The sequence below is a fragment of the Paraburkholderia sp. OAS925 genome, from assembly GCF_040543975.1.
Lineage (GTDB): Bacteria > Pseudomonadota > Gammaproteobacteria > Burkholderiales > Burkholderiaceae > Paraburkholderia > Paraburkholderia graminis.
The window spans coordinates 687,989-709,589 of the sequence record NZ_JBEUNO010000002.1 but is presented as its reverse complement, the minus strand read 5'-3'; the positions used below and the strand labels follow the sequence as shown (position 1 = coordinate 709,589).

Genomic DNA, 21,601 nt, shown 5'->3' with positions numbered 1-21,601 from the left:
TGCGTTTAAATCGGGGTTAACCTTACGAAAGGCGGAAATAGAGAGCCTCGTCGATACGGGTCTCCGTAAAGGGCCTACCAAGCCGTTTTCTGTCGAGCATATACCCAGCAAGTGGGAAAGCGGATTCGCGCCACTATTTGGCGGAATTAACCTTTTGCCGAACGTTTACGTGATAATCGATACGCACGCTGCCGGTTTCGAACCACTAACCACTAAAAATGCGCGGGTCATGGCTTTTAGCGAACCAAGGTCTCCATTTTTCAGGTGGCTCGTGTCTTCGGCTCAGAATCTGAGCGCGGAGAACCGCCAGATACTTCTCGCCAATCTTTTCACACGCACCGCGTCCATCGTCTTCGCATCCATTTGCGAAATCAGCGTCTGCGCGACCGCTTACTATCTGCACCCGAGCTTGCTGTATGCGACGTGGACGGGCGCCGTTGTCGCGCTGCTGATCGTGCGGCTCGCGCTCATCTGGTCGTGCCGCCGCCGCAGCGCGCTGGGTTTGCCCACACCTACCGCGGCCTTTCTGTTTGCGAGCGTTCTGTGGAGCGCGTTGTTCGGCCTGGGCGCTTTGCTGTGCAACATCAGCGGAGACGCAACGCTTTTCCTGCTTGGCAATGTCTGCGCGGTCGGCGTTGTCGGCGGACTCGCGGGACGCAATGCGGCCACGCCGCGGCTCGTGATGCTGCAGATCGTCTTCATCATCGGTTTGCTGGGCGTCGGCGCGGCGCTGTCGCCGGGCTCCGGAAAACTCGTGCTTCTGTTTCAGGCGCCGTTTTGCGCCGCCGGTTTTCTCACGGTTGCGCTGCGCAGTAATCGCGATACGGTTGCGCTGCTGCTCGCGCGCGAAAGCAGTCAGCGGCTCGCGCATCACGACAGCCTCACCGGCTTGCCGAATCGTGCGCGCATCAACGAATTGCTGTTCGAGCGCACGGCGGTCAGCGCGGCGCAGCGCGACGGATTGTTCGCTGTTCTATTGATCGACCTCGACGGCTTCAAGGCGATCAACGACAGTCTCGGCCATGCCGCGGGCGACCAGATTCTTCAGGAAGCCGCGGTTCGCCTGCGTGAAGTGATGCCGGCCACCGACATCGTCGGACGCCTCGCCGGCGACGAGTTCGTGGTGATCTCGGAAGCGCCAGAGCCGTCCCGCGAGGTGCGGCTCATCGCGGACAGCATCGTCAAGACGCTGGCGCGCCCCTTCGTACTGACGGAAGCGCTCGTGCACATCGGCGCGAGCGTGGGCGTGGCGCTGTACCCCGAGCACGCGTGCACGGGTCCGCAATTGCTGATTTGCGCCGACCGCGCGCTATACGCGGTCAAGCGCAGCGGCAAGAGCGCTTATCTGATTTTCGATGCACACGAACATGTCTCCGACGAAAGCCTGAGCCTGTTGCGCAGCGACCTGGAAGGCGCGTTGCGCACGTTCATCGGACTGCGCATGGAGTATCAGCCGATCCTGGACCTCGCAAGCGGCGAGGTGACGGGCCGCGAAGCGCTGATTCGCTGGACGCATCCCACGCGCGGCGAGCTCTCGCCGTCCGCTTTCATTCCGACAGCGGAACGTACCGGGCTGATACTCGCGCTCGGCGAGTGGGCTTTGCTGCAGTCGTGCAAGGAAGCGGTCATGTGGCGGGACAAGGTGCCGGTCGCGGTCAACGTGTCGCCGGTGCAATTGCGTGAGGAGGCATTTGCGTCGATCGTGGCGGGCGTGCTTCGCAAGACGCGGCTTCCGCCCGAGCGCCTGAACATCGAAGTGACGGAGACAGTGCTTCTGAACGACGACGTGGTGACCCGGCGCAACATCTCGCGGCTGCGTGCATTGGGCATCGGTCTTGCGCTCGACGATTTCGGCACCGGCTTCTCGACCATGTCGACACTCGTGCGCTTCACGTTCGACAAGCTCAAAATCGACAGCTCGTTCGTGAAGGAGTCCGTGCATCGGCGCGAATCCGCGGCAGTGGTGCGAGGGATCGTCGCATTGGCGCGCGAGATTGGCATGCCGACCACGGCCGAAGGCATCGAAACGCAGGAGCAGCTCGATTTCGTGCGGCGCTCCGGCTGCACGCATGCGCAAGGCTTCCTGCTCGGCAGGCCGGTGCAAGGCTGCGAGATCGCGCGTATCGACGACAAGCTGCCCGTGCAGTCCGTGCGCTCCGTGAACCAGTCCTGAGCCACGGCCTGTATTGCAAACGCGAGGGTTCTTATCCAACAGCGAACGGCGAGGCAAATGTGGATTCGACCTTGAAATTCCAGCTACGGCTTGCCGTATCGCCGGAACTTGCCGATGCGCTGCGCACCGACCGTTCGGGCGCGGCGCACGCGGAACTGCAGCGTATCTTGCGTCGGCATGATGCGACGCTGAAATGCCAGTACGACGCATTCGCGGACTACGTGAGCGAGGCTGAGCGGCTCGGCACCGAGAAGTACTCGCTCTATCAGTGGACGCGCGAAACGATCCGGAATCCGGAGAAGAAAGCGAAGTACCTGCGATCGTTCACGGTCTATGTGAAGGGCGAGCAGATCTACGACAAGCAGATCGCCGATGCGATGGAGAACGAACTATTGAAGCTCGCCGGCGTAGACAGCCCAGGTGGCATTGAAAGCGTTTCGAAGTTCGACACCAATCCCGCGAATAGTCCGCAGCCGCCAAAGCGTTAGCCGCTTGCGCATCATTTGCCCGTCGCTTGCTCATTAGCGGTTAGCCCTTTTCATTCAACTGTCACCGTTTCGCGACTAGGATCACTGGTCAAAGCCGCCAGTCCTTCCTACCCACAAACACAGACATGTCGAATACAAAGAACGCTAATGCCTCGCCAGCCGATCAGGGCGCATCCATCGTTTCGCGTCGCGGGTTCCTGAAGTTCGCGGGCGCATCGGGTCTTGCCGGCGCGGCCAACGCGCTGTCGACGGCACGCGCCGCGAGCAGCACGCCGGACGGCACGCCCGAGCAGATCCATCTGACGTGGGGCAACGATCCTTCGAGCGACGTCACCGTGTCGTGGACGTCGCTCGCGGCTGCCGTGAAGCCGCATCTGCGCATTGGCCGCATCGGCGACGCGAAGCACATCGTGCATGGCGTGCAGACCACTTACACCGACGGCCTGAACGGCGACGTCGTGTTCAGCTATCACGCGCGCCTGCGCGACCTGAAGCCCGACACGAGCTATGAATACGAGGTCACGGCCGAGAACGACAGCAATGCCGCGCAGCCTTTCACCGGCAGTTTCCGCACCGCGCCGCGCGGCCGCGCGCCGTTCCGCTTCACGAGCTATGGCGACCTCGCGACGCCGAACACCGGCTGGGTGCTGTCGTCGCCGCAAAGCCGCTTCGCGGTGCAGGCCGTGGAGCGCTTTCAGCCGCTGTTTCATCTGCTCAACGGCGACCTCTGCTATGCGAACCTGAATCCCACGCAGCAGCCGCAAGTGTGGCGCGACTTCGGCAACAACTGCCAGAACTCGGCGGCGAATCGTCCGTGGATGCCGTGCCCCGGCAACCATGAAATCGAATTCCATAACGGCGAGCAAGGCTTCGCGTCGTATCTCGCGCGTTATGCGCTGCCCGACAATCACACGCGTTTTCAGGGCCGCTGGTACAGCTTCCGCGTAAGCTCGGTGCTGTTCATTTCGCTCGATGCCGACGACGTCGTCTATCAGGACGCCGCCGCCTTCGTCGCCGGACCGGCCCCGCTCGTGCCCGCCGCAAGCACCGGAAATCCGCCGATCCAGCCAGGCACCTCGCTCTATGTGCGAGGCTACAGCGATGGCGAACAGACGCGCTGGCTCGAAAAGACACTGCGCCACGCGGCCGACGATCACGACATCGACTGGATCGTCGTGCAGATGCACCAGGACGCGCTGAGTTCGTCGAAGACAGGCAACGGTTCCGATAAGGGCATTCGCGAGGCATGGCTGCCGCTCTTCGACCGCTACGGCGTGGACCTCGTGCTGTGCGGCCACGATCACGACTACGAGCGCAGCTACCCCGTGCGCGGCTGCAATCACCACAAGGGCACCGACATCGCCACGGGCCACCCGGTCGATACCTTGCAGCCAAAGCCGGTGATGTCGGCGATCTCGGCGGGCGCGTCCACGTTCGATACGAGCCAGGGCACGATCCACCTCATTCTCGGCGGCGGCGGCACGAGTGCGCCGCTCGATGTCTATGGCGTCAACGCGGGCACGGGACTGCCGCAAGCGCGCATCTTCACGCGGCCGAATCGTCCGGTGCCGGGCACGACCGCGGGCACCTTCGTTCGTGCGAGCGCCGATGCCGTCGAAGATGCGATCTGGTCCGCGCAACGCGATACGGGCACGGGCTACGGCATCGCCGTGTTCGATCACGATCCGGGTCACGCGGGCGGCGAGACGACGATCACGATGAACTACTACCATGCGCCCGGCGCCGATCAGACGCCGACCGCCAACTACGAATTGTTCGAAACGATCGAGCTAAAAAAGAAGCGCAAGCGCTGAGGCCAGCGGACAGTAAAAAGGTAAAAATGACGGCGCTACATCATTTGTTACACGTCTTACCGGTAAGCCGTGCAGTGGTTACAGAGGGCTTTCATGTCACCGGTTATACTCGGCGCCGTCTCATAAAAACCAAAGACCTTTTATGTCCAGAAAAATCCTCCAGATTGTGGCTGTCGCGGCGCTTGCGAGCGCGGCGTCCTTGTCGGCTGTGGCCGGCGACATGAACAATGCGCTGGGCGGCGCGCTCGGTGGCGTTGCGGGTGCGGCACTGGGTGGCGCGGTCGGTGGCAGCACGGGTGCCGTGATCGGCGGCGCCGTGGGCGGCGGCGCGGGCGGCGCAGTGACGTCGAACCGCCGTGAGCGCACGGGTGCGATCGTCGGCGGCGCGCTGGGCGGCGGTGCGGGCACGGCGGCCGGCAATGCAATGGGCGGCCGTGGCGGCGGCCTCGTCGGCGCAGCCCTGGGTGGCGGTGCGGGCGCGGCGCTCGGCGGCAACATCTCGCGCTCGAACTCGTATTCCGACGACTACTCGCGTGGTTATCGTTCGGGCAAGAAGCGTCATAAGCATCGCCACTACGACTAAGCAGCACGCAGTAGCGTAGTGCGGTGAAGGCCGCGAAAAGCCTGGTGCGCCGCGCGAGCGGCGCTTGCTTCGGCGAATCGAGGCCGGGCTTTTTCAACCGACGTGCTTCAAAAAGTCCTTCAAGCGCGGCGTGGGCGGGTTGTCGATCAGCTCGCCCGGCGCGCCATCTTCCGCGATGCCGCCGTTGTCCATGAACAACAGGCGCGTACCGACACGCTTGGCGAAGCCGATCTCGTGCGTGACGACAATCATCGTCATGCCCTCCGTCGCGAGATCCTGCATGACCTTCAGCACTTCATGACGAAGCTCGGGATCGAGTGCCGAAGTCGGCTCGTCGAACAGCATTAGCTTCGGCCTGATCGCCAGCGCGCGCGCAATTGCGACGCGCTGCTGCTGGCCGCCGGACAACTCGGACGGATAGTGATTCGCGCGCGATTCGAGCCCGACCTTGTCGAGCAGCGCCATTGCCTGATCGCGCGCTTCGGCTCGCGATGCGCCGCGCACCTGAATCGGGCCGAACATCACGTTTTCGAGCGCGGTCATTTGCGGGAACAGGTTGAACTGCTGAAACACCATGCCCGCTTCCAGACGGATCGCGCGGATGTCCGACGCATTGCCTTTCACGCTCAGCCCGTCCACGAGCAGTTCGCCGCCGCTGATTTTTTCGAGTGCGTTAATGCAGCGGAGCATGGTCGACTTGCCCGAGCCCGACGGCCCGACGACCACCACGACTTCCGAACTCTCGATGCGAAGATCGATGTTGTTGAGCACCGGCAGATGGCCGAAGCTCTTTGAGACGCGCTGAAATTCGATCATGCTCATAGAATTCGCATCCTTCTTTCGACGACGCGCAGCGACAGCGTCATGACACCGGTCAGGACCAGATAAATGACCGCGACGGCGGACCAGATTTCCACCGCGCGAAAGTTGCCGGCGATGATCTCCTGACCCTTGCGCGTCAGTTCCCCGACGCCGATCACGATAAACAGCGACGTGTCCTTCAAACTGACGATGCACTGATTGCCCAATGGCGGAATCAGGCGTCGAAATGCGAGCGGCCCGATGATCTTCATCAGCACGCGCGGCGTCGAGAGTCCCATCGCGAGGCCTGCTTCCATCAAGCCCTTCGGGATCGACAGCAAGGCTCCGCGCACCACCTCGGCAAGATAGGCACCCGAATTCACCGTAATGGCGATGATGGCGGCGGTCAGCCCGTCGATTCGCAAATGCGCAAGCAACGGCAGCGCGAAGTAGAGAAACATCACCTGAACCACAATCGGTGTGCCGCGTATCAGTTCGACGTAAACCTGCGCAATCACGTTTAGCGCAAGCGGGCCGTAGGCGCGGCATGTGCCCGCCACGACACCGACGATAAAGCCGCCGATCAAGCCCACGAAGGCGATGAATACAGTCAGCTCCACGCCGTCTATCAGATCTGGAAGCGCACTCCAGATAACTGTCCAATCGAATTCCACGAACCGCTCCTTAGGTGTGCGTCTGCCGCGCGGCGCGGGAACTGCCGCACGGGACGTCGCAACGATTACGATTTGGGCGGCTCGGAGCCGAACCACTTCTTGTAGAGCGTCGCATAGCGGCCGTCGGCCTTCATCTTCGCGAGTTCCGCGTTGACGCTCGCGACGAGCGGACTGCCCTTCGGAAAGCCGATGCCGTACTTGTCGCCGCTCACCGGCGTGCCGGCGACCTTGACCTTGCCTTTACCGGCCGTGCTCGCGAAATACAGCACGTTGGGCGTGTCGTGCATCGCGGCGTCGACGCGGCCCGCTTCGAGCGCGAGGTACGCCTGGTCGATGTTCGGGAACTGGCGGATTTCCTTCGGCTTCAGATGCGCCTTGATCCAGTCGATGGTGGCCGTGCCTGTTTTCGCCGCGATCACCTTGCCGTTCAGATCGTCGATGGACCGGATGCTCGTGTTGCCGCTTTGGACCATCGCGGCGAGGCCGCTGTCGTAGTACGCGTCGGAGAAGTCGATGGCTTTCCTGCGCTCCTCCTTGATCGTCATGCCCGACAGCGCGACGTCGATATTTTGCGTCTGCAACGCGGGAATCAGGCCGCTGAAATCCATCGGCTGGACCTTGTATTTCCAGCCCAGGTCTTTCGCGATTTCGGCCCACAGGTCCAGGTCGAAGCCGACGTACTTGTCGCCCTGCTTGAATTCGAACGGCATGAACGACGTGTCCGTGCCGACCACGAGTTCTTTGGTGTCCGCGCGGGCGAGCGCGCTGCCGAATAGCGCGGCCGCAACGAGGGACATGAGGAAGACGCGACGTACCATGATTTTCTCCGCATTGATTGACGATGAACACGCGTTGTTTCTACAACATGCGGTGTTCCGTCGGCATAAGCGACAACATATGTTGTCAATGCGGATACTACGACATCAAAAAGTTTGGCAACAGGAATTTTTGTCGATGAAAACCCTGGCGTGACGCCACGTGCCCGCCGCGGTGGACGCTCGTGCGAAACAAAGGCATAAAAAAAGCGCCGCTGTTGCGGCGCCTCGAGCGAGTCTCTTATGCGAAGGTATCGCGACTGCGGCTACGCCGTCATGACTTCGACGTGAACGCCGCGACCGCTTCCCTGAAACGGCTGCTGCCGTAGACGCTTTCGATCAGATCCTCGTCGTCGAGCCGCTGATCGATCACGATGCGGCGCAGGCTTTCTTTCACCGCGTGCTGCGTGACGGGCGAAAGCGCAATCAAACGTTGCGCGAGCGAGTGCGCCGCTTCCTGCAATGCGTCTCGCCCGCAGATTTCGTGCACGTATCCGCACGCGAGCGCTTCGTCGGCGCTCAGATAGTCGGCGAGCATCAGCATCTTCTTCACGCGAGGTGTGCCGAAGGCTGCCTGAAGCCGCGCGATATTGCGCGACGACAGCGTGTTCGACAGCGTCTTCGCAATCGGTGCGCCGAAGCGCGAAGCGTCGGTGCACACGCGAAAATCGCAGGCCGTCGCGAGCGCGAGACCGCCGCCCACCGCCCAGCCGTCTATCACCGCAATGGTCGGCATGGTAATTCGCTCGATAGTGTCGATCACGCGCTCGACGAACGCTTCGTATGCGAGCCCATCGCGGCCATCGCGGAAGTCCTTGAAATAGCCGATGTCCGTGCCGGAAATGAACGACTTGCCGCCCGCGCCGCGCAGCAGAATGCAGCGCACGTCGTCGTTCGCTTCGCATTGCGCCACGAGTGCAAGCAGCGACTCGTACATGTCGAGCGTCATCGCGTTGTGCCGCTCGGGTCTGTCTATGAGGATTTCCGCCGCGCCCGAAGCGTGAACGGTCAGACGAACCGGTTCGCTCATGACGCGGCTCCGTTGATTTCGGCGAAGATCTCGTCGTTGTGCTCGCCGAGCAGCGGCGGATGACGGCGCACGGTCGGCGGCGTGCCGAGCAGTTTGACCGGAAAGCCGATGTTCTTGACCTTGCCCTCGTTCGGGTGGTCGATCTCCATGCACATGTTGCGATGCTGTGCGTGCTCGCTGGCAAATGCTTCGGGATACGAAAGAATTGGTCCCGCGGGGATGCCGGCCGCGAGCAGCAAATCGACCCACTCGGCGCTGTCCCGTTTGCCGAACTCCTGTTCCAGCACTTCGATCATCGCCTCGCGATTTTTCAGTCGCAGCGACACGCTTGCGTAATCCGCGTGATTGATCAGATCGCGCCGATCCAGCGTTTCGCACAGCCGGGTCCATAGCTTCTGGTTGGTTGCGCCCATCACGAAGTAACCGTCGCGCGCCTTCACGGCCTGGTACGGTGCGCTCATCTTGTTGCTCGTGCCGAGCGGTGTCGGCGGAACGCCGGTGCCCCAATAGTCGGACATGTCCCAGATCGAGAAGGCCATGATCGAGTCGAATAGCGACGCGTCGATATGCTGGCCTTCACCGCTTCGCTGCGCGCCGATATACGCCGACAGCAGACCGAACACCGCGAACATCGCACAGCCGATATCCGCGACCGGAACGCCGGCTTTCACGGGCTTGCCGCCTTTGTAGCGCCGTCACACTCATCACGCCCGACATGGCCTGCGCCATCAGATCGAAGCCAGGCCGCGACGCCCACGGTCCGCTTTGCCCGAAGCCGGAAATGCTCACGTAGACGATCGTCGGATTGATCGCCTTGATCGACTCGTAATCGATCCGCAACCGCTGCACGACGCCCGGCCGATAGTTCTCGACGATGACGTCCGCGGTTTTCGCGAGCTTGTAGAACATCTCGCGCCCTTCGTCGCTTTTCAGATCGAGCGTGACGGAGCGCTTATTGCGGTTGAGGTTGAGAAAACCCATGCTGTCGGGGCCTTTCATCTTGAAGCCCATCGAACTGCGCGTCTGGTCGCCCTCGGGCGGCTCGACCTTGATGACGTCCGCGCCGAGGTCGGCCAGCATCATGCAGGCGAACGGCCCCGCCATGACCTGGCTCACGTCGAGCACGCGTATGCCTTGCAGCGGTAGATGCGTAGATTGCGTCATGTCGGGCTTCCTCCTCGGTCGGTGAGTCATGTTGTGACTCCACTGTCGCCGGGCAGAAGCGTTGCCGCAAGAATCGCTACGTCATGGCTGGTTTCGCGGATCGCGAAACCGTCGCGCGCGTGTGCTCCAGCTAGACCGCTAGACTGCTAGGCACCCGCCAGCAACTCCGCGACGACGTTGCGCAGCGTTTGCTCCTGTGCGTGCCCCTCGACGCAAGACAGCACGTAACTGCGCCGCGACCAGTCTCCGTCGAGTTCGACCGATGCGAGCGATGCCTCCGGATGAAAGCTCTGCAACACATCGGGCGGCATGAAGCCGACGCCTAAGCCGTGACGCACCATCGCGAGCATGGTGTCGAAACCGTTGACGGTCAGGTTGTCTGGGAACAGCCGGCCGCGGCTGCGATACGCGCGCTCCACGGCGGACAGCACGGCCGAGCCCTTGCCGAGGCTCACAATGGGAAGATCGAGAATATCGTCGATGCCCACTGGTCCATTGCCGAATTCAAAATGCGCGCGGCTATAAACCAGCACGAGGCGATCTTCTCGATACGCGCATTTGTCCAGATCGAGAAAGCCGCTTTTCTTCTCGTAGATGCCGACGTCGATCACTTTGTCGCGCAGCAGTTGCTGCACGATCTTGCTGTTTTCCTCGACAATTTTCAGCGCGATGCGCGGATACTTGCGCTGAATCCCGGCGATTTCACGCGCCAGAAACTGAATGACGACTGCCTTCGGCGCACCGATGATGATGCGCCCTTCGAGCCCATGATTGAGGGCCTGTGCATCGCCTTCCATGCGGTCAATCAGGTTGTCGATCTGCCGAACGTACTCGATCAGCTTCGCCCCGGACTCGGTGATTTGCGCGCCATGCGGCACGCGTTGGAAGAGCTTCGCGCCGAGTTGCTCTTCGAGATCCGACACGCGCCGCGATGCCGCCGCGACTGCCAGGTTCAGCTTGTCCGCGGCGCGCGAGATGCTGCCTTCTTCCGCAATGGCAAGGATCAGCCGGACAGTTGTCGTGTCGAATTTCACTTGGTCTCCAATGGGTATTCAACGATGAATCGGCGCATGCGCCGCCCGCTAGTTTAGTGCGCCGCGAACCGCGGCAATAACGAAAACGCTATCACGGCATGCGGTTTCGACATTGGAGCTCTTGCGCCTGCATCCGTACACTTGTCCTTCAGCACCTGCATACAAGTGCCGCGCTCTGCGGCACGATGCATATCGACAACGACGAATGGCCTTTATCAACGTTGATGGCCATCTGGACGGAGACACGATTTTGGACAAGCCCACTGGTTCGCTCACGGCCGCCGCAGTGCGGCCCGCTCGCCTCAATTTCCGCTGGCATGTGCTTATCTGGCTGCTGATCGGCGGGATTATCAACTACATGGACCGTGCGAGTCTTTCGATCGCAGCGCCGGGCATGATTGCCGAGCTGGGATTGACTCGCACGCAAATCGGCCTGCTCGGCAGTGTGTTTGCGTGGACCTATGCGGTCATGCAATTGCCGGCCGGCTGGGTGATCGACCGCTTCGGCGCAAAGCGCGCTTACGCACTCGCGATGATCTGGTGGAGCGTCGCGACATGGCTCACTGGCGTGGTCGGTTCCATTTCGGGGCTACTGGTCATGCGCGCGTTGCTCGCGGTCGGCGAGGCGCCGTGCTGGCCGACATCCGCGAAAATTACCGCTGCATGGTTTCCCGCGAAGGAGCGCGGATTCGCGACGGGCGTGTGGGACTCGTCTTCGAAATGGGGACCGGCCATTGCACCGGCTGTACTCGTCGCGTTGATGGTCGCATTCGGCTGGCGCTCGCTCTTTCATGTGACAGGCGCGGTGGGTGTTGCCTTCGCGTTGCTGTTCCTGATGCTGTATCGCAACCCCGTGGACAGCAAGCGTCTTTCGAAAGATGAACGGGAGTACATCGAGGCGGGCGGCGGCGGGCACGAACGCTCACTCGCCAATTCATCGCTGCGGTGGCGTTCGCTATTCGCGCGACGCAGCGTGTGGGGCATGATTCTCGGCTACTTCTGCACGATCTGGCTGTGGAATATTTTCCTAGTGTTCTTGCCGCTCTATCTACTCGACCGCTTTCATATTTCGTTCGCACAGCTTGGCGTGTATGCGGGTATTCCGTGGGCAGGCGGCGCGCTGGGCGAGATTGCCATCGGCTATCTGGCGAAGAAGATGGTCGACCGCGAGATCGCTTCGCCGATCGCTGCAAAGCGTCTGTTGATTGCATGCTGCGCGGTGGGCGCCGCTGTATGCGCGATTGCGTTGCCGTTTAGCCATACGTTGAACGTGACGCTTGCACTCTTCACCGTCGGGCTGGCGTTCATTGCGGCCGTGGTGGGTTCCGCCTGGGCGCTCGCGGCGGACATCGCGCCTTCGTCGATGATCGCCTCCGTCAGCGCGATCCAGAACTTCGGCGGCTATTTCGGCGGTGCGTTTTCGCCGGTCGTCGCGGGATTTATTGTCGACCGCACCGGCTCGTATGCCTTGGCGTTTATTTCAGGCGGCGCGATTGCGGGATGCGCGGCGCTCTTCTACTGGTTCATGGCTCGCGAACCGATTGTCGATGATGCGGCTGCGTGAACAGCGGCGCGGCGATGACCACTGGCATGGTGGGCAGTTCGCCGTTGCGGGGATTACGGAGTCGTAAAGGCGCTCGATGCGTGTGGGCGCGAGTGGATGGAATCGGGAGAACGCATATCTGCCGATTCCATCGAGACGCGCGAGCGTACAACGCGCTCCGCGTCTACTGCGTGCCCGGCTGCTTTTGCGCGCCGGACGCGGGCGCAACTCGTGCCGACTCCTTGACCAGTTGATCGGTCATCGCGTCCGCGACCGGGTTCGAACTGCGGCGATTGAGTTCGACCGGAGCGGTCGGCGGCGGCGGGGGCAATGACGGATCGAGTTTCGCCGACTCGCGTACGAGCAGTTCCGTCATCAACGCACCAACGTCGCTTGAACCGCGGCGGCGCAGGTCATCATGACCACGCGAATCTTCGGCAGCGCGCTGCGCGGTCTTCGATCTGGTGTTGTTTGCGTGTTGCGGTTGTTGCCCTTGTTGCGGCGGTTGTACCTGCTGCTGCGTTTGCACGGGTTGCTGCGCTTGCACCGGTTGCTGCTGTATCGGCTGCGTCGGTTGCTGAACCTGTGGGAACTGCGCCTGCGTTTGCATGTCTGCCGCGGGCACGTTCGCGACGCTGGTGTTCGGAACGCCCTGCAACGCCGGTGCCGCCGGCAGCGCAGGCTGCGGCGCAACGGTCGGGGTCGGAGCCCGCGACGGCCGCACGTCCATGCGGCTCACCTTCGTGCCGCTAGGCGCGTTGCTATTAGCCTTCGCCGATGTCTCCGGCGACGCCGGGCGAGCAATGCTGCCCGCAATCACGTGGGTCTCGGCAGGGCGCGAATCGGTAATCTCGGGCGCGGTCAGCGCGGCCTCGGGCGCGGCAGCCGACTTCTTTTCCTCGCGCGGATAGAGCAAATAGGCGCAGATCACCAGGTCAGCCAGCACAAGGCCGATGATCAACGTCTTTCCGGTATTGGTCATATCTAAAACTGAATCTTCATCGAAAGGCACAGGTTCATGATAAACGACGACTCGTTGCCTTACCGCGAACAGCGGTCGCTGCGTTTCAAACACGAGCGGCCAGCCATCGACACGTCGCGTGGATCGCAGGGAAGAGTTTCCATACAAGTTGGCCGTTTGTCATGCGCCGTGGTTCAACTTTTTGGGCCATCTTTTTCGGACATGTGGCGCGATTCGCAGGGCAAACATTCGGATCGGCCCGCCGCGCCGATAGTCCTTTACGCAATAGGGCCATGACTGGCCGCCGCGTATTCTCCGGGGCGTTCTCTGTTACGCTCCTGCATTCATGACCGTCACTAACGAGGAGCGTCAAATGAGCAAGGGGTATTGGGTCACCACGTATCGCAAGATCAACGATCCGTCGAAGCTGGCCGCCTACGGTCAGTTGGCCGGCCCGGCAGTAGCGGCTGCGGGCGGCAAGTTCCTCGTGCGCGGCGTCGCGGACGAAGTTCATGAGCAGGGCTTGAAGGAGCGGACGGTGGTGATCGAGTTTCCGTCGTATGAAGATGCAGTCGCAGCGTATGCACACGACGACTACAAGAAAGCGCTCGACGCTTTGGGCGACGCAGTAGAACGCGATCTGCGCATTGTGCGCGGCGCGGAATAAGCACAAGGAATAACGGCAAGCGGGCTCAGCGGAACACGCACTAATTGCCAGGATCACCATGACCGCGCCGAAGATTGCAAACCTCGGCGCGGTGGGCAAAAACGTACTACTTCACCGCCCCCAAAGCCAGGCCCTTCACCAGATACCGCTGCAACCACGCAAACACGACCGAAACCGGTAGCGTTGCGCACAGCGTCGCGGCCATCACGAGATGCCACTGGACCACATACTTGCCGGCGACCATGTCGGTGACCTGCACGGTGAGCGTTTTGTTTTCCGGCGAGCGGATTAGCGTATACACAACGGCGAATTCATTCCACGCGTTGATGAACGTGAAGATCGCGGTGACGACAATTGCCGGCACGGCAAGCGGTAAAAACACTTTGAAAACCGCCCGCGTTCGTCCACATCCTTCCAGCCACGCCGCTTCCTCGAGATCGCGCGGCACCGTTTGAAAATACGAAGAGAGCATCCATACGGCGAACGCAATATTGAACGCCGCATACGAAACGATCACGCCGATTTTCGAATCGACAAGATTGCCGTCGCCATAAGGGATCATGGCGGCAAGCCGGAATAGCCCGACGACCAGCAGGATAGGCGACAGCATCTGCGTGACGAGCAGGAACTGGCGATACGGTCCGCGTCCCCGGAACGGGAAGCGCGCCAAGGCGTAAGCGGCGGGCAAGCTCACCGCGAGTGCGAGCAATGTCGACAGCAAGCTGATAACCGCACTGTTGCGCAGCGCCACGCCGAAATTGGCCGCTTGCCACATATCGGCGAAGTTGCTCCACTGCCAATGCACCGGCAACCAGCGCGCGGGATAAACGAAAATCTCCGATGCAGGTTTGAGTGCGGTGAAGAGCATCACGGCAAACGGGAACAGCACGACAATCACCAGCGGCGACAACGCGAGCCAGCACCACAGGGAGCGTTTCGTTTTCGTGCTGAGCGTCATGACGGTTCTCCTTCTTTTGCCGGCTGCATGCGCAAATACGCCATCGAGAAAACGAACAGCATGACGAGCATGATCAGCGACACGGCTGCGGCCTCGCCCGGTCGTCCGAGCCTGAAGCCGAGTTCGTACAGATACGTGACGAGAATATGCGTGCTGTTATCCGGGCCGCCTTGCGTCATGACCCAGATGATCGGGAACGAGTTGAACACGTAGATCACGTTCAACAGAATGGTCATGTTGATGAACGGCCGCATCAACGGCAGCTTCAGCTTGCGAAACTGCTGCCACGCGCTCGCACCGTCGATGCGCGCCGCTTCGTAAATGTCGCCAGGCACCGAGGACAATCCGCCAAGCAGAATCGTCACCGTGAATGGAATCGACACGAGAATGCCCACTGCGATTTCCACGGGAAACGCGAGTTCGGGAGTCGCGAGCCAATGAATCGGGCCGCCGATCAAGCCGAGGCGTTGCAGCGTGACATTGACCATGCCGTAGTCGTCGTTAAACGCCCAGCGCCAGACAACCGCGGTCATGGTGAGGGAAACCGACCACGGCAGCATGACGATGGTTCGCGCGACGCCGCGCCCATAGAAGTCCTGATTCAGCACCAGTGCAACAGGCACCGAAATGGCGACTGTGCCGCCGACCACGAACACGGTCCACACGATCGTGCGGCGCGCGGCCGCCAGAAACGTCGGGTCGCTGAAGATCGAATAGAAGTTCTGCAAGCCCGTGAAGTCGCGAATCGCCCCGAAACGCGATACCTCATGCAGCGATTGCCACACGATGTTGAAGATCGGATAGCTGATGATAAAAAGCGCCAGCACCAGGCTCGGTGCAATCAGTAACCACGGCGCTTGCAGACGCGAAGAGGCGGAACGGCTCATACATGCTCGATCGTGAGACGCGCCCGCATGAAGCATGCGGGCGCGTCGGAATGGGCCGGATAGTGACGGCTTACCGCGACGTCAGAGCGTCGCCCCGATCAATGGCCGAGCGACTTGTTGGCTTGCGTAGCCGCCGCATTCAGCGCATCGGCGGGCTTGGCCTTGCCCAGGTAGATGGACTGCATCGCGTCGGTCACGGCCTTCGCGGTGTCTTCCCAACCGGTCACGGTCGGTGCAAAACGCGCAGTGGGCAGCAAGGCGACAAATGCTTTGGTATCCGGATCATTGAATGCCGGGTCCGACGATTCCGCCTTGGTGGTCGGCAGGAAACCTTCAGTCGTCGTGAACTCGACGCGCGGTTCTTTGGTGAACAGATAGTCGAGGAACTTCCACGCGGACTTCTTCACCTTCGAGTTCTTGAACATCACGATCGAGTCCGTGACCGCGTACGTTGCGTGCGTGGTGCCCATCGGAATCGGATCGATGCCGTACTTCAGGTTAGGCGCTTCCTTCTTGATCTGCTTCGCGAGAAACGGTGCCGAAATCATCATCGCCACGCGGCCTTGCTTGAAGAGGTTCTGTACGTCTTCGCGGCTGTAACCGGTAACGCCCGGTTGCGTCAGACCCTGGTCGATCAGCGATTTATACAGCGTGGCCGCCTTGACGCCCGCCGCCGAGTTGAACGCCGCCCTGTTGTCCTTGCCGACTACTTCGCCGCCGTTCGTCCACAGCGCATAGTAAAAATAGACGTCCGTTTCGATTTCCTTGCCTTGCAGACCGAAGCCGGCAATGCCTTGCGCCTTCAGTTTCTTCGACGCTTCAATCACGTCGTTCCATGTTTTCGGGCCGTCCGGATAGCCGGCTTTCGCGAGCAGATCCTTGTTGTAGTACAGCGCGCGTGCGGACGCGGCGATCGGCAAACCGTACACCTTGCCGTTGATTTCGCCAGGTGCCAGGAACGGACCGATAAAACGTCCCTTGAAATTGGCGTCCATATAGCCGTCGAGCGGTTCGGCCACGTCGTCCTTCACGAAGTCGAGCAGCCAGCGCGTGCCGACGATAGCGAGGTCGGCGTTCGCGTTGCCGGAGATGTCCGTTTGCAGTTTCTGTTGCAACGTATCCCAGTTCACGTCTTCGATCTTGATGGTGGTGCCGGGATTGGCCTTTTCGAAATTGCGAGCCATCTTTTCGAAGTACGGCGCGGTTGCGTCGCTGTAATGCGCGACGGTCACGCGAACCGTGTCGGCTTGAGCCGATACGGCAATACCTGCAAACGCGAGCGCCACGGCGACTTTGCCAAGCGCGAGGGAAGCACGGGCATGCAACGACATCTCTCTCTCCTCATAGGTCCGCTGCCGTCGCCGGCTGCTGTGGGTTGAATTGTTTGAAAAAATCCTACACGGCTAAAAATGCGTTGTCACGTAGGGTCTGCGATATTTTTCTCGCCGGCGTTTGTGCATAAGATGCCTGTAAAACAGGGATATTCTGGATGCGGGCTGCGCGCCCGTTACCCAATATCCGGGACGAAGCGGCTTGTGCGGTGCGTCGCGCTGTAAGAAATTTACACGGTCTGCGAAGTGCCGGGCGTGTGGAAAAGCGAGGGCAAAATGAATCGAGTCGTATTAGTGACGGGCGCTTGCGGCGGCATCGGCAGCGTGTTGTGCAAGCGTTTCGTGGAGGAAGGCGATACGGTGCTGGCGCTCGACATCGACGGGGCCGCGCTCGATCGCCTGGCGAAGCAACTCGGTGAAACGCAGGTCACGCCGCTTGCCGTCGATCTCGGCGACGCCGCCGCGGTGCAACAAGCCGTCGCCGCGGCGGTGGCGAAGCGCGGACCCGTGGACGTGCTGGTCGCCAACGCGGGCGCAGCCGAGGGCCTCACGCTCGCCACCACCGACGCCGCAAGCTGGCAGCGCGACATTCATCTGAACCTGAACGGCACATACAACACGGTCGAAGCCGTGCGCGCGTCGATGATCGAGCGCGAGCAGGGCGCGTTGGTGTTGATCGGCTCGGTGAACGGCATGGCGGCGCTCGGACATCCCGCGTATAGCGCGGCCAAGGCGGGCTTGATCAGTTACACGAAGGCGCTCGCGCTCGAATTGGGCCGCTATGGCATTCGCGCGAACATCGTATGTCCGGGCACGGTGAAGACGCAGGCATGGCAGGCGCGCGTCGACAAGAACCCGCAGGTCTTCGAAGATTTGAAAAAGTGGTATCCGTTGCGCGATTTCGCGACGCCTGACGACATCGCCGATGCCGTGCTGTTTCTCGCGTCGCCGATGGCGCGCGTGATTACCGGCGTCGCGCTGCCCGTCGACGGTGGCTTGATGGCCGGCAACCGGCTGATGGCGCAAGAACTGACGCTCGAATCGCTTTGAGCGAAACCTGCAGACGACGAGGACAGCATGGCAGCAGTGCAACTGAGCGGCATCTTCAAACGCTACGGCGACACGCAGGTGGTGCACGGCATCGACCTTCATATCGACGACGGCGAGTTTGTCGTGCTCGTCGGCCCGTCGGGCTGCGGCAAGAGCACGCTGATGCGGATGGTGGCCGGGCTCGAGGAAATCAGCGGCGGCGATTTGATGATCGGCGGAACGCGTGCGAACCATCTCGCGCCGCAGCAGCGCAATATCTCGATGGTGTTTCAAAGCTACGCGCTGTATCCGCATCTTTCGGTCTACGAGAACATCGCGTTCGGGCCGCGCATTCGTAAAGAGTCGCCGGCGAATTTCAAGCCGCGCATCGAGGCTGCGGCGAAGATGCTCAATCTCGGCGGCTACCTCGACCGCTTGCCGCGCGCGTTATCGGGCGGTCAACGTCAGCGTGTCGCGATGGGCCGCGCGGTCGTGCGCGAGCCGTCGCTGTTTCTGTTCGACGAGCCGCTGTCCAATCTCGACGCGAAGCTGCGCGTCCAAATGCGCACGGAGATCAAGGCACTGCATCAGCGCCTGAAAAATACGGTGATTTACGTCACGCACGATCAGATCGAAGCCATGACGATGGCCGACCGCATCGTCGTGATGAACGCGGGGCGGATCGAACAGATCGGGCGTCCGCTCGAACTCTATGACCGTCCGTCGAATCTTTTCGTCGCGAGCTTTCTTGGCTCGCCGTCGATGAATTTCGCCGAAGGCATCGTAGTGGATCACTCGCAGGGACTTGCGCTGAAACTCGCGGACGGTGGCGAGATCGTGCTCGAAGGCGCGCCGCTGTCGGCGAACGTGGGCGCGAGAGTCACGTTGGGCGTGCGGCCCGAACACATCGAGACGATCACGCAGACGCCCGACGCAATCATGGAAGTCGAGGTGGTCGAACCGACTGGCGCCGAGACGCATTTGTACGGGAAAATAGGCGGCAACACGTGGTGCGTGACGACGCGTCAACGCTCGAAGGTTGAGCCCGGCGAGCGCGTCGCGTTGCGCTTGCCGGCTGCTCATATTCATCTGTTCGATACGGAGAGTGGACGCAGACTGGTCTGAACCGCGTGTTGCCGATTGAAGCTGCGAGCGACGCGGATTCATTTAACCCTTAAGGAACACCGGGTGTCCGCACCGAACTTGATTCCCCATATCCGCTGCGCACTCGCCAGTTTGCGGCCCGCAGAACGCAAGGTCGCGGACATGGTGCTGAACGACGTGGACTTCGCGATGCGCGCGAGCATCACCGAACTCGCGCAGCGCGCCGATGTCTCCGAGCCTTCGGTCACGCGTTTTTGCCGCGCGATCGGCGCGCATGGTCTGCGCGACTTCAAGATGCAACTGGCGCAGAGCGTGGCGGGCGGAATGCCGTATTCGTCGGCGGCCATTGCGCGCAGCGACGACGTGCAGACGCTGATGGACAAGGTAGGCGAAGCCGCCGTCGACGGCATCACGCACGCGCGCGGCGCGCTCGATCCGGCGGTGGTCGAAAGCGCGATTGCAGCGCTGTCCAGCGCGCGGCGCGTGTTCTTTTTCGGCGTCGGCTCAGGGTCCGGCCTCGTCGCGCAAGATGCGGCGTTGCGCTTCCTGCGGCTCGATATCGCGTCCACTGCGTTTACCGACGCGCATTTGCAGCGCCTCTACGCCGGGATGATGGAGCCAGGCGACGTCGCCTTTGCCATCTCGCATTCGGGCCGCAGCGTCGAGGTGAACGAGAGCATTCAGATTGCCAAGGAACGCGGCGCGACGACGATCGCCCTGACCAATGTCGGCTCGCGGCTTGCATGGCTCGTGGATATTGCGCTGCTGCTGCGCGTGCCGAGTCCCATCGATCCGAATACGCCTGGCGTATCGCGCCTCGTGCATCTTTGCATCATGGACGCGCTCGCGATCGGCGTCGCACTCAAAGCGGGTCCGAAGACGCTGGAGAAAATGCGGCATGCGAAGGCGAGGTTGTCGTCGCATGAACCGCAAACGGGCGATTAGGGAATGTTCTCTTCGGCGAAAGCTTCGGTGATCGCATTGACGATTTGCGCGGCCAGATTCGGCCGCTCATCGAGAAGCGGATAGCGTTTGCGCAAGCTGTTGGAAATGCTGTTGCCGTTTTGCCGGACGCTGCGAATGATGCTGTCGAGATCGTTGTCCGGCGCTTCCAGGAAGTTCTTGATCGCGCGCCGCGCCGTGTCGTTCGCATGCAGAAACCGCGCTTCGTTGCGCATCTCGTGGCGCAGCGTCACGTCGATGACATCCGCGAGATAGCTGACGTGCGCGGTGAAGTCCGGGTAGCGCCACGCGGGCAACGCGTCGTCGTAGGCGCGAAAGTGCAGGTTGAACTCGACGCCGTCGTCGGCCGTTTCCGTTTTCCCGAACGTGTACTGATCCGCGTAGTGCTTCATCAGCGGGCGCGAAAATCGTTCGAGCACTTTGTCGTAAGCGGCGCGATCGCGCGTGCTTTGTGTGATCGTCGCGGACACAGGCAGGATGATCGGCGCGGGCACGGCTCCATCGCGGCGCAATACGTCGTTGATCAGAAAGCGCGAGATGCGGCCGTTGCCGTCGGCCATCGGATGCACATAGACAAAGCCGAACGATGCCGCCGCCGCGCGAACAATCGGCGCACCGCCTTGCGTGCGTTGAAGGAACTGGCTCAAGCCCGCGAGCATTGCTTCGACCTGCTGCCAATGCGGAGCAATGTAATCGACCACCGGCTCATAGCGCGCGACGTGTCCCACATAGACCGGCGAGCGGCGAATGCCATAGCGCAACGCCGACTCCCCGAGGATGCCGCGTTGCAAGGCAACGAGCGTCTCGGCATCGAACGGATTGGCATGCCGGCCGCATTCGCTTTCCATGACCGCGGCAAAGCGGCGGATGCGATCCTCCTTGTCCTGTTCGTGCTCGATGAGAAAACTCGCGCGGCTCTCCTTCACCGTCAGCCAGACGGCACTGCGCATGATGAGATCCACGCCGTAATCGGCTTCGAGCTCAGCCAGCGGCGACGCAAGGTCGTACGTTTCTGCGCGCCGCACCGACTCCGCGCGCCGGATCACCGGGCAGAAGTCGCGATTGCCCGGCAGATTGTCCCGCACGCGCCAGCGCGAGTTGTTGACGGTCGTGCCCACGACGAACTCGTCGGGGTTCAGCGCATCGACGTAATTGCCTCGCGACGCGCCTTGCGCATCAAGACGCTCGGGGCGCAGCCATTCGTAAAAAAAGCACGCGCGGCGCGCATACGCGCCGGTCGGTTCTCTCGCGATCCACGCTTCCAGTTCCCCGCGAACGGACTTCAGCGCAAACAGCCGCGCGAGGAATTCCAGATGGATGCCTTCGTGGCGGAAGGCGAATGTCAGATGATCGGTCAGGCTCGAAACAGGGCGATAGGCGGCGGGATAGACCTCGCGGCTGATGTCGCCGTCAGTGGCGCTCGAGCGCGTCCGGCCGATTTCGCTCTGAACGGCGAACGGGTGGACCGGTACGACGCCGTACGTGTTGGCCAACCATTGATATCCGATGTGCGGCATGGGGTCGATCCGGGTGCGCTTGAGAGGCGGGAAGCAGGTCGTCTGCATCAGTTTCGATTATTCCA

At 61.6% G+C, this 21,601-nt stretch carries 19 protein-coding genes and 1 pseudogene; 9 read left to right on the top strand and 11 right to left on the bottom strand.

From position 1 onward, the window contains the following. The first annotated feature begins 229 nt into the window (after nt 1-229). The 4 genes from ABIE53_RS21970 (at nt 230) to ABIE53_RS21955 (ending at nt 5,058) form a co-directional block, all read left to right on the top strand. Complete coding sequence (locus ABIE53_RS21970; protein ID WP_192699598.1) at nt 230-2,173, top strand: putative bifunctional diguanylate cyclase/phosphodiesterase; 1,944 nt, start codon at nt 230-232, stop codon at nt 2,171-2,173. A gap of 59 nt (nt 2,174-2,232) precedes the next feature. Then, nucleotides 2,233-2,661 carry a hypothetical protein gene (locus ABIE53_RS21965; protein ID WP_192699599.1) on the top strand — a complete coding sequence of 143 codons (429 nt, stop codon included), beginning with the start codon at nt 2,233-2,235 and terminating at the stop codon, nt 2,659-2,661. Between the two features lie 125 nt (nt 2,662-2,786). Beyond that, nucleotides 2,787-4,475: a purple acid phosphatase family protein gene (locus ABIE53_RS21960; protein WP_192699600.1), complete on the top strand. Its 1,689-nt coding sequence runs from the start codon at nt 2,787-2,789 to the stop codon at nt 4,473-4,475. A gap of 142 nt (nt 4,476-4,617) precedes the next feature. Further along, nucleotides 4,618-5,058 carry a hypothetical protein gene (locus ABIE53_RS21955; protein ID WP_006047277.1) on the top strand — a complete coding sequence of 147 codons (441 nt, stop codon included), beginning with the start codon at nt 4,618-4,620 and terminating at the stop codon, nt 5,056-5,058. Nucleotides 5,059-5,151: 93 nt separating this feature from the next. Here ABIE53_RS21955 and glnQ read toward each other — a convergent pair whose 3' ends face one another. The 6 genes and pseudogenes from glnQ to ABIE53_RS21925 all read right to left on the bottom strand — a co-directional run bounded on the left by glnQ (nt 5,152) and on the right by ABIE53_RS21925 (nt 10,576). Beyond that, nucleotides 5,152-5,880 carry a glutamine ABC transporter ATP-binding protein GlnQ gene (gene glnQ, locus ABIE53_RS21950; protein WP_006047276.1) on the bottom strand — a complete coding sequence of 243 codons (729 nt, stop codon included), beginning with the start codon at nt 5,878-5,880 and terminating at the stop codon, nt 5,152-5,154. Continuing rightward, nucleotides 5,877-6,533, bottom strand: a complete 657-nt coding sequence (gene glnP, locus ABIE53_RS21945) for a glutamine ABC transporter permease GlnP (protein WP_029967077.1) — start codon at nt 6,531-6,533, stop codon at nt 5,877-5,879. Before glnP ends, glnQ begins: the two co-directional genes overlap by 4 nt. 65 nt (nt 6,534-6,598) lie before the next feature. After that, nucleotides 6,599-7,351 carry a glutamine ABC transporter substrate-binding protein GlnH gene (gene glnH / locus ABIE53_RS21940; RefSeq protein ID WP_192699601.1) on the bottom strand — a complete coding sequence of 251 codons (753 nt, stop codon included), beginning with the start codon at nt 7,349-7,351 and terminating at the stop codon, nt 6,599-6,601. 271 nt (nt 7,352-7,622) lie between these two features. Continuing rightward, a complete protein-coding gene (locus ABIE53_RS21935; RefSeq protein ID WP_114157789.1) occupies nt 7,623-8,378 on the bottom strand; it encodes an enoyl-CoA hydratase in 756 nt (251 codons plus the stop codon). Beyond that, nucleotides 8,375-9,542 (bottom strand): annotated as a pseudogene (locus ABIE53_RS21930) (CaiB/BaiF CoA transferase family protein). Before ABIE53_RS21930 ends, ABIE53_RS21935 begins: the two are co-directional and overlap by 4 nt. A gap of 146 nt (nt 9,543-9,688) precedes the next feature. Beyond that, a complete protein-coding gene (locus ABIE53_RS21925; protein WP_053859854.1) occupies nt 9,689-10,576 on the bottom strand; it encodes a LysR family transcriptional regulator in 888 nt (295 codons plus the stop codon). Between the two features lie 250 nt (nt 10,577-10,826). On the opposite strand from ABIE53_RS21925, the gene ABIE53_RS21920 reads away from it, so the two are divergent. Then, nucleotides 10,827-12,140: an MFS transporter gene (locus tag ABIE53_RS21920; protein WP_029967070.1), complete on the top strand. Its 1,314-nt coding sequence runs from the start codon at nt 10,827-10,829 to the stop codon at nt 12,138-12,140. Nucleotides 12,141-12,303: 163 nt separating this feature from the next. On the opposite strand, the gene ABIE53_RS21915 is transcribed toward ABIE53_RS21920, so the two are convergent. Beyond that, the gene (locus ABIE53_RS21915) at nt 12,304-13,101 is read right to left on the bottom strand and encodes a hypothetical protein (protein ID WP_192699603.1); all 798 of its coding nucleotides are present in this window, start codon (nt 13,099-13,101) and stop codon (nt 12,304-12,306) included. Between the two features lie 352 nt (nt 13,102-13,453). Here ABIE53_RS21915 and ABIE53_RS21910 point away from each other — a divergent pair, with 352 nt between their 5' ends. After that, nucleotides 13,454-13,747, top strand: a complete 294-nt coding sequence (locus ABIE53_RS21910; protein ID WP_192699604.1) for a DUF1330 domain-containing protein — start codon at nt 13,454-13,456, stop codon at nt 13,745-13,747. A 106-nt stretch (nt 13,748-13,853) separates the two neighbouring features. On the opposite strand, the gene ABIE53_RS21905 is transcribed toward ABIE53_RS21910, so the two are convergent. The 3 genes from ABIE53_RS21905 to ABIE53_RS21895 all read right to left on the bottom strand — a co-directional run bounded on the left by ABIE53_RS21905 (nt 13,854) and on the right by ABIE53_RS21895 (nt 16,923). Further along, complete coding sequence (locus ABIE53_RS21905) at nt 13,854-14,705, bottom strand: carbohydrate ABC transporter permease (protein ID WP_006047266.1); 852 nt, start codon at nt 14,703-14,705, stop codon at nt 13,854-13,856. Continuing rightward, nucleotides 14,702-15,592: a carbohydrate ABC transporter permease gene (locus ABIE53_RS21900; RefSeq protein WP_192699605.1), complete on the bottom strand. Its 891-nt coding sequence runs from the start codon at nt 15,590-15,592 to the stop codon at nt 14,702-14,704. Before ABIE53_RS21900 ends, ABIE53_RS21905 begins: the two co-directional genes overlap by 4 nt. Nucleotides 15,593-15,690: 98 nt before the next feature. Then, nucleotides 15,691-16,923, bottom strand: a complete 1,233-nt coding sequence (locus ABIE53_RS21895) for an ABC transporter substrate-binding protein (RefSeq protein ID WP_192699606.1) — start codon at nt 16,921-16,923, stop codon at nt 15,691-15,693. Between the two features lie 276 nt (nt 16,924-17,199). On the opposite strand from ABIE53_RS21895, the gene ABIE53_RS21890 reads away from it, so the two are divergent. From ABIE53_RS21890 to ABIE53_RS21880, 3 genes are all read left to right on the top strand, one after another. Then, nucleotides 17,200-17,973 (top strand): SDR family oxidoreductase, encoded by a 774-nt coding sequence (locus tag ABIE53_RS21890; RefSeq protein WP_006047263.1) that lies wholly within the window; start codon nt 17,200-17,202, stop codon nt 17,971-17,973. Nucleotides 17,974-18,000: 27 nt separating this feature from the next. Further along, nucleotides 18,001-19,077: an ABC transporter ATP-binding protein gene (locus ABIE53_RS21885; protein WP_192699607.1), complete on the top strand. Its 1,077-nt coding sequence runs from the start codon at nt 18,001-18,003 to the stop codon at nt 19,075-19,077. Between the two features lie 63 nt (nt 19,078-19,140). Beyond that, the gene (locus ABIE53_RS21880) at nt 19,141-20,001 is read left to right on the top strand and encodes a MurR/RpiR family transcriptional regulator (protein ID WP_192699608.1); all 861 of its coding nucleotides are present in this window, start codon (nt 19,141-19,143) and stop codon (nt 19,999-20,001) included. On the opposite strand, the gene ABIE53_RS21875 is transcribed toward ABIE53_RS21880, so the two are convergent. After that, on the bottom strand, nt 19,998-21,536 hold the full coding sequence (locus tag ABIE53_RS21875) for a Fic family protein (RefSeq protein ID WP_192699609.1): 1,539 nt from the start codon (nt 21,534-21,536) through the stop codon (nt 19,998-20,000). The genes ABIE53_RS21880 and ABIE53_RS21875 overlap by 4 nt on opposite strands. Nucleotides 21,537-21,601 lie beyond the last annotated feature (65 nt).